The sequence below is a fragment of the Dolichospermum sp. UHCC 0406 genome (assembly GCF_009712025.1).
Taxonomy (GTDB): domain Bacteria; phylum Cyanobacteriota; class Cyanobacteriia; order Cyanobacteriales; family Nostocaceae; genus Dolichospermum; species Dolichospermum lemmermannii.
The window spans coordinates 95,873-111,408 of record NZ_VILA01000019.1 but is presented as its reverse complement, the minus strand read 5'-3'; the positions used below and the strand labels follow the sequence as shown (position 1 = coordinate 111,408).

The window sequence follows — 15,536 nt, the reverse complement described above, 5'->3', positions numbered from 1 at the left end:
GGGGATCTGATCCTTATTAATATTACATTATTGATTACTAATATTTTTTACCAAAACTATGAATAATAAAACAAAGATAGAAGATTGTGGTTATACGTTTATAGGTTCAGCCGTTGATAATTTAGTTCGCCATCTTGAAGGTCAATCATCTCTACAATTATATCCTGAATTTCGAGAACGACGAGAGCGTGCCAATGAATTATTATTTGATTTAGTTGGTAAACAACCTGGCTTGTTTTATATTCGTCGTCAAGGAACTGCAAAAGAACCAGGAGAAGAGATTTGGGAACTAACTATAGCCACAGATCAAGATAACTTTCAATTACCAAAAAAACTGAAAAAGCTAGGAAAAACTTTAGCATTTAAAGCTGCTATTCGTCAAGATGGACATGGCGGATTTAAAATTTTATCAGCTTATTTATTACATGAATTGCGGGGGAATATTGACGGCTATGCTTTACCCTATTGGTTGCGACTAAGTCCCAATCATCAACATCGTTTGGATATTCCCAAACCATTATTGGCAAAAATTAAAAATATGCCAATTTGCGGAAATCATGTCCCCACAGAAGATCAACTTAAAGCCTGGAAAGCATTTTTAAAAGTTGAAGAACGCATTGCTAAATCCCGGCAATTTTGTGTATATTTCCGAATTTCTCATCATGGCTCAAATTCTCGACAAATCGCTTTAGAAGTTAAAGTTAATTCAGCTACCCTTAACGGTTCTGAAGAGAATATTTTAGGTGTGGAAAACTTTTGGGAACGGGTAAGAAAAGCCAAAAATCAAGAAGTTAACTTTTTAGATTCCGTACCCACAGACAGAAATCGTCGCAACGGTCGTCAACTAGGAACTATTGAAAAAATTGATCAAAAACATAATTTTATTCATGTTCGATTAGAACGAGAAATCATCGAATATATAGCCAAAGGTAATTATCAACTTCCCAAGAATGGTTACTTATTTTTTGATGCTGCTGGAGACATCAAACAAATTGAACGGAAAGAAAAAGCCTTAGAACAATTAAAACAAGGACGCACTCAAAACCCCTATTTAGGTAACTTTCTCTTTGACGCTTCCCAAGCCAGACCGATTATCAAAAGGATTAAACTTAACTCAAAAGACTTATTATTATCTTCTGCAAATGCTGGACAAAAAGCCGCAGTTGAAAAAGTCCTGTCCGCAGAAGATTTAGTGCTGATTCAAGGACCACCAGGTACAGGAAAAACTACCGTAATTGCGGAAATTTGCTATCAAGTAGCTTTGCGCGGGGGACGCACATTAATTACCTCACAAGCTAATTTAGCCGTTGATAACGCCCTCAGTCGCTTAGTTCACAATCCCGTTATTCGTGCTATTAGAAAGGGACGAGCCGAAAAAGTTGGGGAAGAAGGACAGCCATTTTTAGAAGATCAAGTAATTGGTACATGGCTACAAAATACCGCTACTGACTGTGAAAATAATCTCAGTCAACGTCACGAAAATATTAGAATTATCAATCAATTATTACCATTATCACCACGATTTACAGACTATTTTCTGGCAGAACAAGAAGTAAATCAGCAACAGAATGAACTCAAAAATGAAAAAGATAATTTAGAAACAAGTTATCAAAATCAAGAAATTGAATATCATCAAACTTTGGTAACTAAAAAAGAAATTGAATTATTAATTACTGGGTTAGAAAATATTCTCAAAAATGCCACAAATATAGATTGGGAATCTTCAGAAATCAACAGTTTTTTACCACAAATTAAACCTTATACAGAAAATAATCAAGAAGTACAGAATTTTCGAGAAAATGTGCGTCAAGCTATTAAATGTATTGAAGAACTTGGTTTTACTCGTCCGGGATTTGGTGCATTTGGGTTAGCAGTTTGGTTGCAGAAAAATATCACAACTCATATTTCTGCATTTAAACCGGGATTAAAAGATGCTAATGATGTCGGTTTAGCTATTTCGGAAGTAGCAAAATTAGTTTATATTTTCCAGCAGCATTCTGTATCTTTGGAGAAATTAGAAACAGATCATCAAAATTGTCATAACCAAAACGATTTACGGACAACAATTCAAATTTGGGAAAATCGCAAACGGGAAATTGATTATATTGTTGAAGCCATTGTTGAATGGAAATCTACAGCTTACAATAACTTATATCAAGCATTGAAAGAATGTCAAGAATCTGATTTTGAATTAACAGAAAGTATGGTAGGTTTACCATTAGGTTTATTGATGTTTGCCAAAACATTAAAATTAACTATTGTTCCTAAAAATTATCAAATCAGTTTACCAGATTGGGGAGTATTAACAAAAGCCATATCTTATGAAATAGCGGGTAACTTTACCGATAAAAAAGGTAAAAAACATGATTTTAGTTATTTTTTACAAGAAAGTTTTAGTCAAATTCCTATAGTTTTATCAAAAATTGATCAAATTCAATGGCAAACAACCTATCAAAAATTCCAAAATTATCAACTCCTCAATCCTAAACAGCGAAAATTGCTAGTTGAAAACACTCAAGTCTTTTTAATTAGATTGGAAAAAACATACAGTAAGTCCTTTGAATGGAATAACATTGAAGCTACTCTTACCCGCATTACCCAAGAATTACTAGATATTATCTTAGTTCATGCGCGTCAATGTGTTTTAAGAGTTAAAACTGAAGCTGAACAACAATTAGAAATTTTACAACAGCAATTTCAGGAACTTCCAGAAAATGAAATTTCATCAGCACAAATATCTGAAGCTAAATCTCAGGTAAAGAAAACTAAAGAAGCTGCTAATTTAAAACTTGCAGAAGTTATCAATAACTTACAAGCACTTCATAAACAGCAAAATATCCCCCTACCACTACGGATTTTAGCAGAAAAATATCTGACTAGACAAGCAAATATTTGGGAAAAATCCCAGGAATTTTCCCAACAAGTCAAGTTTTGGGAAAATCGTATTAATGAAATGGAAACTCTGATTTCATCATTAGCACCTTTTACTGTTTTAGAAACAATTAAAGACTCTTTAAATCAAGAGTTCACAAATTTCCAAGCAGAAGCTGATATTTATCAACAAGAACTTGCAGAATTACAAATAAAAATATCTGACTTAGAACAGAAATCACAATTACATTTATCAGCTAGTTTAATTAGCGAACGGCATTGGTGGCAGTCAATTTGGCAAACAATCCCAGATAAATTAAAACCAGAATTATCTAATAATGATTTATTAGATTTAGGATCTTTATGCAATATTCAAAATAAATTTAAGTCATGGAAACGACAGCTAAAAAGTGAAGAAAATTATTTGCACAAATATCAAAATTTTGTGCAAGATTGGGTTGCAAAACTTCGTCAACCCTCAGAACAAGATAGTAAAGACCTCAGAGGGATTTATTTAGATAATGCTAACGTTGTTGGTATTACTTGTGTTCAAGCTGCAAATTATAATTTCTCAGAAGAATTCCAATCTTTTGATGTTGTGATTATTGATGAAGTTAGTAAATGCACTCCTCCAGAGTTACTAATTCCGGCTTTGAAAGGTAAAAAATTAGTCATGGTAGGAGATCATCGGCAATTACCACCTATGCTTGATACTAGCACTGTGGAAGAAGTTGCGAAAACAATGGGGAATACGAGGGAAGAATTACAATTTTTAGAAGAATCATTATTTAAAAGTCAGTTTGAAACCGCTGATAAAAGCATTAAAAAAATGCTAAATACTCAATATCGAATGCACCCGATGATTATGGGCGCAATTAATCAATTTTATCATGGTAAATTGGAATGTGGGATTTTAGAACCTGACACAAAACGCGCTCATAATTTAGCAGGAGAAATCATTCAATCTTACCATCATCTCTGCTGGGTAAAAATGCCCAGAGAAAATGAATTTCAAGAAGAACGTAATGGAACTTCATTTTTGAATATTAAAGAAGTTGATGTGATTGAAAGTATCTGTCACCAATTTGAGCAGGTTTGGGTGCATAAAGTAGCAAATGGAGAACAAAAAAAAGAAATAGCTGTAATTACATTTTATGGCGCTCAATTAAGAAAAATTGATGAACGCTTACAATCTGAACTTTTCCCTTCTTTGCAAATTAGAACAGGTACAGTGGATAGATTTCAAGGTATGGAAAGACCGGTGGTAATTGTGAGTATGGTAAGGAACAATCAGCAAGGAGATGTGGGATTTGCCAATAAACCAGAACGGGTGAATGTGGCTTTTTCCCGCGCACAAGAATTATTAGTAATTGTTGGTTGTCATGATTTATTTACAACTAAACCCGGTACAGTAGGTAATATGTATTCTGAAGTTGCCAAAACTGTTAATTCTCATGGAGGTTTTATTGATGTTTCCTGTTTCTGTAATTAAACCAATTGATGAAAATCTGAAATATATAGTTGAGAAAATTGAAACTGAAACTGCTGGTTTAACAGTTTTAGCAGCGCGTCAATTTGGCTATACTGTAATTCAAAATTCTTTAGAATTAACCATTAAAGAACCCCGCAAATTTAATGTTTTAGAAGAGTTTATTATTCGTGCTGCTATGGAGTTTAATCCTCCTCCTACAGCTAATGATTTAGCATCTATCTTAGGGCTGGATTCTGTATTTGTTAAAAGTACCATTGCTAATTTGCAATCTTTACAAACCCTAGCAGATACACCTCAAATTACTGTCACAGCAGAGGGGAGTTTATTTTATGCACAGGGTTCTGTCCCTAAACCTCCATACTCTGTGTCAATTTATGCGATTACTGATAATTTAGCAGGGAAAATTACATTTCAATATGAATCATTGGAAGATGTTGTAATTAAGCAGCCAGATTTAGCCGAATTTGTGAATATAGAAGCGAAAATTCCTGCAATTTCTAGTTTACAACTTGCAGATATTCAGGAAATTATTCAATCTTCTAATTTACCTCTTCATGTTCCAGCAGAAGGAAAATTTGTGACTGATTTTAAAGTCAAAGGGATTACACAAACTATGGAGAGAAATGTCTCTCTGTTTGTGATTTATGATGGAAATCAAGATAAATTAAATATTCAAATCAGAAGTGGTCAAGAAATTTTAGAAGTTGCTACACAGAAGATTGAAGAATTGTACAATTCAGAAAAGATATCTCTAGAGGAATTGTGTCAATTATCTCAAGAAATTATTAATCAGAACTGAAAGGTTAAATGTAAATTCAAAATTTATGTAAATAATAATGTTTTATTAACCTGTCTTTAAACATAAAATGTTTTAATTATTTTCTAAGGTTGACGAATAAACAAAAAAATTCCGTTCTATTGAGTTTACCATATCTCTTCAGGAGTAGGACAGATTGCCAAAAATAAACTTTAATGATAGGAGTCAGGAGTCAGGAGTCAGGAGTCAAGAATTAGGAGTCAGGAGTCAGGAGTCAGGAGTCAGGAGTCAGGAGGAATAAAAAAAGAAGAGAAGAAGAAAGGAAAGACGGAAAGACGGGAGAAAGAAGAATGAATAATGAAGAATGAAGGTAATAGGATTGTATGGCTGTTGGAAGTAAATTTTGTAGCTGATTCTAGTTCATACCGCTACAAGTAATGGGGCAGTAATTTTATTTACCTATTGCCGTTGTAAAATGGATATAATGTAAACGTAATAAAAATTTAATAAGGCTACTAGCCTGGCTGCAAATAAAGTAAAAAATAAATTTTCTGCAAGGTTTTTTGAGGGAAATATGAAGAATATGTCTATTGAAGTAACAAAAACTACAAAACCTTGACCATGAGATTGTTAATTTGAGATTCATCAACGCTAAGGGGTCTTACCACTGTGGGTTCGGTTTGTATAGAAATTGTTGAGGGGAATCCCCATCTGAGGTCGTTGTTGGGTTGGCACTTGCAACAACTAGAATACCGAGTTCATCAAGCTGCCAGTATTTATCAAGCAAAAGAAGTGTTTATCAGCCATCAACCCACTCTAGTCATTCTAGATGCGGATTTGTCAGATGGTGATGGGGTGGAGTTTTGCCGCTGGTTACATCGTCAACAACAGCCTTTAATTCTCATGTTATCTGCTCGTACTAATGAAGCCGATATTGTAGCAGGATTAAAAGCGGGGGCGGATGATTATTTAAGCAAACCTTTTGGAATGCAAGAATTTTTGGCTAGGGTTGAGGCAATTATCCGCCGTAACCGGACACCTACTGCACCAGCTTATTTAGATTATGGCAGTTTGCAAATTGATTTAGTCCAGCGTCGGGTGCGTTTTCAAGGGGAGTTTATTGATTTAACGCCCCAGGAATTCAGTTTATTGTACGTTTTAGCACAAGCTGGAGGAGTCCCTTTAAGTAGATCGGAATTATTACGTCGTGCTTGGCCTGATGCTATTGATAATCCCCGCACTATTGATACTCATGTTTTATCGTTGCGGAAGAAGGTGGAACTTGATCCCCGTCAACCCAGTTTAATTCAAACTATCCGCAATGTTGGATATCGGTTTAACATGGAAATTTTGAATGTCAACATTCCGCAAACACACACAAAATTACCAAAAGAGAGATTTACTAATCAACTTCCTGTACTAACTACTCAAAGCTCTTAAAACGGGGAACAGGGAACAGATAATGAGTTAAGTCCATTCTGCTAGTGCTTGAGTTTCGGCTTGCTTGAGGCTGGCTGCTAAGTTGTCCCAGTCTGTATCAGCGGCAGGTTGATTGAGAACTATTTGACCTTGCTGAAGATGTAACAGGTGGGTACAAAATGCTTGAGCTAAATCAATTTGGCGATTTACCATTAAAATTGCCGAGGAATGGGGTTGATTTAGGTGAGTGAGTACACTTATTAAATGAGTGGATGTGGGAGTGTCTAAGGCTGATGTAGGCTCATCTAGGAGTAAAATCTGGGGTTCGGTAACTAGGGCGCGAGCGATCGCAATTAACTGTCTTTGTCCAGCAGCAAGTTGCACCTCGGTTCGTCCTAACCATTGTTCAGGAATTTGCAGTTTTTCTTGCCAATAACTGACTTTTTCCTGAATAGTTTGCTTAGGTACACCGCGCAGAATTAAAGGATAAGCTAAGGCTTCCCCAACTGTCATCCCCAGCAGCTTAGACTCTTGTTGGACAAGCATTACCTGTTGACGCAGTTGGATAAGGGGAATTTGGCGATATTCCTGATTTTTGAGATAAATTTTCCCGCCTGTGGGTTCGTTTAGACGGTTAATGAGGCGTAATAAGGAAGTTTTACCAGCACCAGATTCACCAATAATTACCAAGCGATCGCCTGGTGATACATCCAAGGTAATATCCTGTAAAATCGGGTATTGGTGTTGATGTTGTAAACGTTTATAAAAATTAACAGCTTCTAGCCTGAGCATAGGGAATAGGTGAAAATTGTCAACTATCAACCATAGAACAAATCAGAGAAAACGCACAATATCCCTGACTTCTTCAAGAACTCAGGGATCTGCATATTCCTATTTCAAAATATTTCTTAAAAGTCAGAAATTAAACTAGGATAATTGATCACAAATACATCCCTGCTTCCCAATTCTGGATTTTGGGGTTTTATGGGAGTGGTAAAATGAAAAAATTGATGTTCATTTACTAAAATTATTTCTCCAGGTTGCAAAACTTTGTTAAAAACTGGCTTTTCCTTTTTAGCAGTGATAAAAATGATTGATTGGTTATATAAATACCCAAAACTATATCCTGGTATTTTACTCAAACGCTACAAGCGGTTTTTTGCTGATATTCAATTACATTCTGGAGAGGTGATCACAGCACATTGTCCGAATACAGGTCCAATGACGGGAGTTTCTACCATTGGTAGTGCTGTACAAGTTTCCAAAAGTGATAATCTTCAACGCAAATTAGCTTATACCTTAGAGTTAATCCAGGTCAATGATCATGCAACAACTTGGGTAGGTGTAAACACTGCTTTACCTAATCGGGTGATTAAATTGGCTCTACAGCAGCATTTATTCCCAGAATTAAGTGAATATGACCAGGTTAAGGGTGAAGTAGTTTATGGAAAAGATCGGAAAAGTCGGGTGGATTTTTATTTAACGGGAAGTTCTCAACAGCGCCCAATTTATTTAGAGGTAAAAAATACAACTTGGTCACAGGGGAGTTTAGCGTTATTTCCTGACACCGAAACTACCAGAGGACAAAAGCATTTACGGGAATTAATGGAAGTTTTACCCCAAAGTCGATCAGTAATGCTGTATTTTATTAACCGAGGTGATTGTTTAGAGTTTGCACCTGGGGATAGTAAAGACCCTGTATATGGTCGGTTGCTACGGGAAGCAATTCAACTAGGTTTAGAAGTTCTTCCTTGTCGCTTTGATATATCTCCAGAAGGTATCCGTTATTTGGGTTTAGCAACAATGAAAAGCCAATGCAATGACCTTAAAGAGCCAGTTGACACTGTAATATCTTGATCAGAGTTCTCAATCACGGATATTGAAATGCGGTTAGAAACCTTGAGGAGTAGAGGGTGATTGAATGCGAGCATTTGTAACCGGGGGGACAGGCTTTATTGGTTCTCATATAGTGCGATCGCTGTTAGAGTCAAAATACCAAGTTACCGCTTTAGTTCGTCCTAGTAGTAACCTGGGTAATTTACAGGGTTTGGCTGTAGATATTGTCAAAGGTGATTTAAATAACCCAAATATCTGGGAACAGATGCAGGGTTGTCAATATCTTTTTCATGTCGCAGCCCATTATTCCCTGTGGCAAAAAGACCGAGAATTGCTTTATATTCATAATGTTGACGGTACAAGCAACATCTTGGCCGCAGCCGAAAAAGCCGGGATTGAACGCACCGTTTATACTAGTTCCGTTGCAGCCATTGGTGTCGGTAAATTTGGTGAAATTGTGGATGAAACCTATCAAAGTCCGGTAGAGAAATTAGTAGGAGATTACAAAAAATCAAAGTTTCTGGCGGAAAAAGTGGCAATATCCGCTGCTAATCAGGGTCAAGATATTGTGATCGTTAATCCTAGTAGCCCTATTGGTCCATTAGATATTAAACCCACTCCTACAGGTGATATTATTCTGCGGTTTTTACGCCGACAAATGCCTGCTTATGTAGATACAGGGTTAAATTTTATAGATGTGCGCGATGTAGCTAAGGGGCATTTATTAGCTTTAGAAAAGGGAAAATCAGGCGATCGCTATATTCTTGGTCATCAAAATCTTCCCCTCAAACAACTCCTAGAGCAACTTTCGCAAATCACTAATTTACCCGCACCGCAAACATCTATACCAGCTTGGATACCCCTAACTGTAGCTTGGATAGACGAAAAAATCCTTGCCCCTCTAGGGAAAACTCCCACAGTTCCCATTGATGGAGTCCGCATGGCACAGCAACCAATGTATTATGATGCTTCTAAGGCTATCCGCGAATTAGGTTTACCTCAGTCCCCTCTGAATGTAGCCCTCAAGGATGCTGTGGATTGGTTTATAGCTCAAGGTTATGTAAATTAGGTGAAAGTGAAAGTTCATTATTTTACCTCTGATTTTGTAGGGGTTTAGCATTGCTACACCCAAATAATGATTTTTGAATTCAACCTGTGGTGTAATTAAAAGAGGAGAACGATTAAATGGCAATTAATTTACAACAAGCAATAGATATTGGCAAGTATTTAGTTACACAACGGTTATTAGGACGGAAACGCTTTCCCCTGGTCTTGATGTTAGAACCCCTATTCCGCTGTAATTTAGCTTGTACTGGTTGCGGTAAAATCCAGCATCCTGTAGAAATACTCAAGCAAAATCTCACCCCAGAACAGTGTTTTGCGGCGGTAGAAGAATGTGGCGCACCAGTGGTTTCTATTCCCGGTGGAGAACCTTTACTACATCCCCAAATAAGTGAAATTGTTGAGGGTTTAATTAAACGCAAGAAATATATTTACTTGTGTACTAATGGTTTATTACTAGAAAAGAGTCTTGATAAGTTTAAGCCTTCTCCTTATCTAACTTTTAGTGTCCATTTAGATGGAATGCGGGAATGGCATGATAAATGTGTAGACAGAAAAGGCGTTTTTGATACTGCTATCCAAGCGATTCGCGCGGCTAAAGCTAAGGGTTTTCGTGTCGCTACCAACACAACCATTTTTGAAGGTTGCGATATCCAAGAAATGCAGGGATTCTTCGATTTTCTGGAAACATTGGGTACTGACGGGATGATGATTTCTCCTGGTTACAGTTACGAATGGGCGCCAGATCAAGATCATTTTCTGCAAAAAGAACAAACTCGCGCTTTATTTAGAGAAATTCTCTCACCTTACACATCTGGAAAGAAGAATTGGAACTTCAATCACAACCCTCTATTCTTAGATTTTCTCATTGGTGAGAAAGACTATGAATGCACTCCTTGGGGTAGTCCTAGTTATAGTGTTCTTGGTTGGCAAAAACCTTGCTATCTGTTGAATGAGGGTTACTATGCAACCTTTCAGGAGTTGTTGGATAAGACTGATTGGAGTCAATATGGCGGTGCTAGTGGTAATCCTAAATGTACTGATTGTATGGTGCATTGTGGTTATGAACCGACAGCAGCAATGGACGCAATGCAGCCGAAAAATATTGCCCGTTCTCTAACTACTGTGTTTGGGAAGTAATAGTCTGAAAATTGTCTGAATCAGGATGCTCAGGATTTAAGGATTTACAGGATTAAATACAGCATTTTCCGGTGTTAATCTTCTAATCCAGTAAATCCTGATTCTGATGATGAAAACTTTCTGAATTATTTACACACCCACCGGAACTTTAGTTGCTGCTGGTTGTTTTTTACCATCTGGTTCTACTGCTTCTCCTTCAATAAATGAACGTAACATCCAAGCCATTTCTTCATGTTTTTCCATCAACTCAGTTAAAAAGTCAGCAGAACCTTGATCATGAAATTCTTGACTACACTGATCTATATGATTTCTTAAATTGCGAATAATCTGCTCATGATCTTCCACCAATTGAGTCACCATCTTGGTTGCTGTAGGAATTTTATCGCTATGTTCTTTGAGGGTTGCAAGACTTAAAAATCCTGCCATTGTACCTGTTGGATAACAGCCCAAAGTCCGAATCCTTTCAGCTATTTTATCAATATTTATTGTCAGTTTTTGATAGTGTTCTTCCCAAAGTTTATGCAAGGTACGAAACTGAGGCCCGACAACATCCCAATGATACTTTTTTGTTTTTACTAGCAACACATTGGCATCTGCTAAATCTTGATTTAACAAATTCATCACACCGTGACGCTGTTGTTCTGTTAAACCAATGTTTATTTTATGTATGGTCATTATTATTAACTCCGATTATTACGTAAACACCTTACATATTCTCAAAATACAGGCATGATCCACATCAATCAAAGGTAAGATTAATGTTCAGTTACTTTTATATATTTAGGAATATGCTGATTATTTTCTTTTGTAATCAAGCCAAGGCTGAAAATCATCCATATTCCTAAATTTTTGAAGAAAAGGGGGATACGGTGCTTATCTTTTATAAATGATATTTACTTTTTCTTACCTGTAATTTTTTCCAAAAAGCCTTCTACTTCTTCTGTTTTTGAAGGTTTAATTCATGATAGTTTGCGTGGAAGGAAGCAGATTTTAGAAATATTTAGAGATTAATTTTTCTTTGTAGGAGTTGTTTTTGAGAATGTACTATTATAGTTGATAGCTACTAGCTTGTCGTGTAAACATTAGATGGTATTGTCTACCTAATGCCATGAGTTCATTGTGTGTTCCAGTTTCAATAATCCTACCCTGTTCCATCACAACAATACGATCTGCTAACTTGGCTAAGGATAAACGGTGACTGACGACAATAGCAATATGGTTAGAAGCAATATTGCGAAAAATATTATAAATCTCATGCTCTGTCTTTGGGTCAAGTGCTGCTGTAGGTTCGTCAAAAATTAGTAGTTCTGAACAAGATAGTCGCATTAAAGAACGTGCGATCGCAATCCTCTGCCACTGTCCTCCAGATAAATCAACTCCTCCTTCTAATTGTTTACCCAGTGGAGTCTCTAGACCTTTAGATAAACGCTCAACTTCCTTAATCAATCCTGCTTGATTGATAGCAGATATAATGGCAGTATTATTTTGTAATGAAGGTAAGTCTCCAAAACCTATATTTTCACGTATTGTAGTAGGAAAACGGGCATAATCTTGCATAACTACAGCAATTCGTGCATAAATATCATCCAAATTTAAACTACGCAAATTTCGATCATTCCACAGAATTTCCCCATCAGTTGGATAATACAAGGAACAGAGTAACTTTGCCAAAGTTGTTTTCCCAGAACCATTTTCTCCAACTAGTACAATCATTTCATTTGGCATAATTGTTAAGTTGATGTTATGGAGAATCTTTTTTTCATTTCCAGGATAAGAAAAAGATACATTTTTAATTTGTATTCCTGTTAAATTTTTTGTAATTGGTTTTCTGGAAGTATTTCGACTAACTTTATTTATTTCTACAGGTTGATAATTGAGATGACTATTTGTTGTTGCAGATAATCCCATTTTAGGCTTTAACTCTAATATCTGAAAAATTGGACTAGTCCCCATGAGAATGTCATATAAATCAGAACTATTATTGATCAGTAAATATAAACTCTGTCGAATCTGTAAAATCAACCCTGTATAAAGTGCTAAATCACCCAATGTATAAATGCCACGTAATGCTCCTATGATCACATAAACAAAGGGTAATGCTAATCCTGCTCCACCCAAGATTGACCAAAAAAGCACAACAGCAATGCCTTTTTTACGAACTTGCTGCATTTTTACAAACATCAGCTTAAAAAGACCACTCCAACGCTCTAGTAACAATGGCTGTAAATGAAATAGGCGTAATTCTTTGGCATAATTCTCGCCTATCAATACTCCTTTATACAAGTTCATTTCCCTGGAAATATTAGCCTGAGTTTTTTCGACTTCCCAACATTGATTACGGTATTTTAGTTCTACATAAATTGATGGGATGAGGGAAATAAGTAAAATCAGGGGTATCCACCAAGTAATTGACCAAGAGATCAAGACAGTAGGGACTAGTATAAAGAACCCTTTTAAAGTAGTAATAATAATGAATGATAATTGCTCTAATCTGTGTACACCTTGTTCCGCCAACTGAACAAGATTTAACAGTTCAGGAGTTTCAAATAACGCTATGTCCTGAAAGTTTGCAATTTTATGAAAAACACGTCCCTGCACAAAACCTCGAACGCGGTCTCGTAATGAAGTCAATACAAAGCCAACAATTGTATTTATGGAATCACTTAACAAATTGAGCAGGATTAGCCCACCAATACTCCAAAGTAACAAAGGGTTATGAAAAATGAAATTAATTGGCTTATTTGTTGTCCCTTTTCCTAATAACCCAGCTATTTCATTAATGATAATTTTATTGAGAAAAAGGACTAATACTGGGGTAATACTGCTAATCAAGGTTAATAAGGTGAGATTGCGTAATTCAAATGGTGCTGCTTGCAATAACATAGCTATGCTACGTCGGAAAACTTCAAGCAAACTTAATGAAATTATTCGCATTTTCAAAAATTAAGAAAGCTAGTTATCACCAAACGAACTTTTTTCCTGAAAAACTTATACTCAATTTTGGTTGATTGGTATAAAAATAGCTTTGTCTATTGGGGTACGTATTTTCTGCCATTGTTCTTGCATACTTAGCCACTTTATTAAGCAGAGGGAAAGATCCAAACGCTGCAATTGTCGAGCATCTGCTGTCCCTAAGCTCGCTTCTCGCACAGCTTGACGCAGTATGGGTTTGTCGAAAATTTCTAGTTCATCAATAGGAGCTTTTTCTATCATTTCCTCTAGGTAGTCAACGTTCTTAGCTAAACCCAGATAATATACCTCATTGAAATGTCCCTTACGCTTGCGCTCTGTGATTTTAGGTGGCAAAAGTTCACCCATCGCTTCTGCTAAAATGGGTTTCATCTTCCCTGGATAAGCAGGAATTTTTTGCCGGATACCTAAACCAAGAGCTAAAACTCGGCTGTCAAGAAATGGATGAGCGATCGCAATACCAAGTGGTGCAGCTACAGACCATCGTAAAACCTCACCTGCTCTACTGATAAGACCACTGATCATGACAGATAAACTGGCTTGTTGACAAAGAAAATAGACTTGGCTGGTATTTTTCTGAATACGGCTTGATAATGCGTATTGTTTAACAAAATCCTGACGAATCCAGGGTGGAACAGTTAAATCATTCTGTTCTTTTAAAGTTAGACTTTTTTGCAGAAAATTGCCTGACGATAGCCATGGCAACCAAGCATTTACTAAAGGGTCAATTCCAAAAGGTTTAAGTACATTCCATACATTGCAGTTTCTTACCTTAGCCCATTTAATTGCTTCTCGCCAAGCCTCTATCAATTTCCCTTCACGAAGTAAATCATTCAGCTCATAAGGATGCATTTCATGGATATCATCAGCACCGATACCTGTCAGCATAGTTACGGCATCAATATTGGCAGCAGCCTTAACTGTGGCTGTATCCATTGCGAAACGCCAAAGTCCCGCATAGGGTTCATCATGCAATGGTGGAGCGATGAAGCTATCGAAATCTAATAATTCATCGGCTACTAGACGATGAGCCACAAATTCAGTTTCCTTTTGCAATACTGCTTCAATATACGGACGCTCGCGGGCTAAAAATGGCAGATTTTCGTAAACAAGTGACAGTGTATGCAGTGGTTTTTCAGCAAAACCAGCGCGAATTTCATCCCGTGCGATTAATGCCACTGAAGTGGAATCCATACCCCCTGATAGATGAGCTAGAACTTTTCCCTGCAACCGCTCACGGACAGCAGAATGCAGAACATCGGCATACTGGGCAATCATTTCTGACACATCATGGGAATTTGGCTCACTAATATGCTGACTCCAATCCCAGTAATTTTTACGGACAATTTGACAAGTTAAAACGTCAGCAGAAACTATAGTTCCTGCACGCACTCGATGGATATCTTGATAAACACACTGTTCAGTCGCACCCTCATTTCTTTGCCCTGAGATAGCGAGAAAATCGGCTAAATACTCTAGTTGGAGTGATTTTTGTGGCAGTAGATCAAGTAGTCGCCAGATACTCGTACTAAAGGCTACTCTATCTTTTAACTGAATCCAAAATAGAGGATATCCTCCCATTGGATCTCTCATGGCAATTAATTGTGTCTTTTTACTATCCCAAATAACGAGAGAAAAATCACCTTCTAATTTTTCTAGAAAGGTAGCGCCTAGTTGAAGATATGTAGTCAGAACCAGTGCAGCAATATTTGATTTACATTCATTTAATCTTTCTGCTGACAAATTAGGTTGGAGAGTAGTTAATAATTCATGCTGATAGTAAAGAGAACCTATAAATAAAACGCAATAATCGTTATTTTGGAATAATGTCACCAGATCCTTCTTTCGATTTTCAGGTTGATAAATTTCTACATTCACACCAAAACTTTGACCTATTATAGTAAATCCTAATTGCACAGTTTTACTCCTCTCAAAAATATTGTTATAATACTGTTTTGCACTATTTTCTGAATTTGATTCCACATATAA

Annotated in this window: 10 protein-coding genes and 1 pseudogene; 6 read left to right on the top strand and 5 right to left on the bottom strand. The window is 36.5% G+C overall.

The window, feature by feature from the left end; genetic code table 11:
• The first annotated feature begins 58 nt into the window (after nucleotides 1–58).
• The 3 genes from FJR09_RS17890 (at nucleotide 59) to FJR09_RS17880 (ending at nucleotide 6,560) form a co-directional block, all read left to right on the top strand.
• Nucleotides 59–4,363: an AAA domain-containing protein gene (locus FJR09_RS17890; protein WP_168654145.1), complete on the top strand. Its 4,305-nt coding sequence runs from the start codon at nucleotides 59–61 to the stop codon at nucleotides 4,361–4,363.
• Nucleotides 4,341–5,162 (top strand): hypothetical protein, encoded by an 822-nt coding sequence (locus tag FJR09_RS17885; RefSeq protein WP_254433139.1) that lies wholly within the window; start codon nucleotides 4,341–4,343, stop codon nucleotides 5,160–5,162. The genes FJR09_RS17890 and FJR09_RS17885 overlap by 23 nt, the downstream gene beginning before the upstream one ends.
• Before the next feature lie 627 nt (nucleotides 5,163–5,789).
• Nucleotides 5,790–6,560, top strand: a complete 771-nt coding sequence (locus tag FJR09_RS17880) for a response regulator transcription factor (protein WP_015083329.1) — start codon at nucleotides 5,790–5,792, stop codon at nucleotides 6,558–6,560.
• 27 nt (nucleotides 6,561–6,587) lie between these two features.
• Here FJR09_RS17880 and FJR09_RS17875 read toward each other — a convergent pair whose 3' ends face one another.
• The gene (locus FJR09_RS17875; protein WP_168653661.1) at nucleotides 6,588–7,331 is read right to left on the bottom strand and encodes an ATP-binding cassette domain-containing protein; all 744 of its coding nucleotides are present in this window, start codon (nucleotides 7,329–7,331) and stop codon (nucleotides 6,588–6,590) included.
• 116 nt (nucleotides 7,332–7,447) lie between these two features.
• Nucleotides 7,448–7,621 (bottom strand): annotated as a pseudogene (locus FJR09_RS17870) (2OG-Fe dioxygenase family protein); the annotation flags it as partial.
• A 7-nt stretch (nucleotides 7,622–7,628) separates the two neighbouring features.
• Between FJR09_RS17870 and sfsA the strand changes: the two are divergent.
• The 3 genes from sfsA (at nucleotide 7,629) to hpnH (ending at nucleotide 10,577) form a co-directional block, all read left to right on the top strand.
• Entirely contained in the window at nucleotides 7,629–8,396 is a 768-nt protein-coding gene (gene sfsA, locus FJR09_RS17865) for a DNA/RNA nuclease SfsA (RefSeq protein WP_015083331.1), read from the top strand.
• A 64-nt stretch (nucleotides 8,397–8,460) separates the two neighbouring features.
• Nucleotides 8,461–9,444 carry a hopanoid-associated sugar epimerase gene (gene hpnA, locus FJR09_RS17860; protein WP_015083332.1) on the top strand — a complete coding sequence of 328 codons (984 nt, stop codon included), beginning with the start codon at nucleotides 8,461–8,463 and terminating at the stop codon, nucleotides 9,442–9,444.
• A 116-nt stretch (nucleotides 9,445–9,560) separates the two neighbouring features.
• Entirely contained in the window at nucleotides 9,561–10,577 is a 1,017-nt protein-coding gene (gene hpnH / locus FJR09_RS17855; RefSeq protein ID WP_168650908.1) for an adenosyl-hopene transferase HpnH, read from the top strand.
• 129 nt (nucleotides 10,578–10,706) lie between these two features.
• Here the strand turns inward: hpnH and FJR09_RS17850 are convergent, their stop codons facing one another.
• From FJR09_RS17850 to FJR09_RS17840, 3 genes are all read right to left on the bottom strand, one after another.
• Nucleotides 10,707–11,246, bottom strand: a complete 540-nt coding sequence (locus FJR09_RS17850; protein ID WP_085929769.1) for a Dps family protein — start codon at nucleotides 11,244–11,246, stop codon at nucleotides 10,707–10,709.
• 378 nt (nucleotides 11,247–11,624) lie between these two features.
• The gene (locus tag FJR09_RS17845; protein WP_254433138.1) at nucleotides 11,625–13,460 is read right to left on the bottom strand and encodes an ABC transporter ATP-binding protein; all 1,836 of its coding nucleotides are present in this window, start codon (nucleotides 13,458–13,460) and stop codon (nucleotides 11,625–11,627) included.
• A gap of 111 nt (nucleotides 13,461–13,571) precedes the next feature.
• Entirely contained in the window at nucleotides 13,572–15,464 is a 1,893-nt protein-coding gene (locus FJR09_RS17840; RefSeq protein WP_217361131.1) for an asparagine synthase-related protein, read from the bottom strand.
• Nucleotides 15,465–15,536: the final 72 nt, after the last annotated feature.

What these genes read in the sequence shown, in the direction of transcription:
- FJR09_RS17890 (WP_168654145.1), top strand. Translation starts at nt 59, where the DNA reads ATGAATAATAAAACAAAGATAGAAGATTGTGGTTATACGTTTATAGGT.
- FJR09_RS17885 (WP_254433139.1), top strand. Translation starts at nt 4,341, where the DNA reads ATGTTTCCTGTTTCTGTAATTAAACCAATTGATGAAAATCTGAAATAT.
- FJR09_RS17875 (WP_168653661.1), bottom strand. Translation starts at nt 7,331, where the DNA reads ATGCTCAGGCTAGAAGCTGTTAATTTTTATAAACGTTTACAACATCAA.
- sfsA (WP_015083331.1), top strand. Translation starts at nt 7,629, where the DNA reads ATGATTGATTGGTTATATAAATACCCAAAACTATATCCTGGTATTTTA.
- hpnA (WP_015083332.1), top strand. Translation starts at nt 8,461, where the DNA reads ATGCGAGCATTTGTAACCGGGGGGACAGGCTTTATTGGTTCTCATATA.
- hpnH (WP_168650908.1), top strand. Translation starts at nt 9,561, where the DNA reads ATGGCAATTAATTTACAACAAGCAATAGATATTGGCAAGTATTTAGTT.
- FJR09_RS17845 (WP_254433138.1), bottom strand. Translation starts at nt 13,460, where the DNA reads ATGTTATTGCAAGCAGCACCATTTGAATTACGCAATCTCACCTTATTA.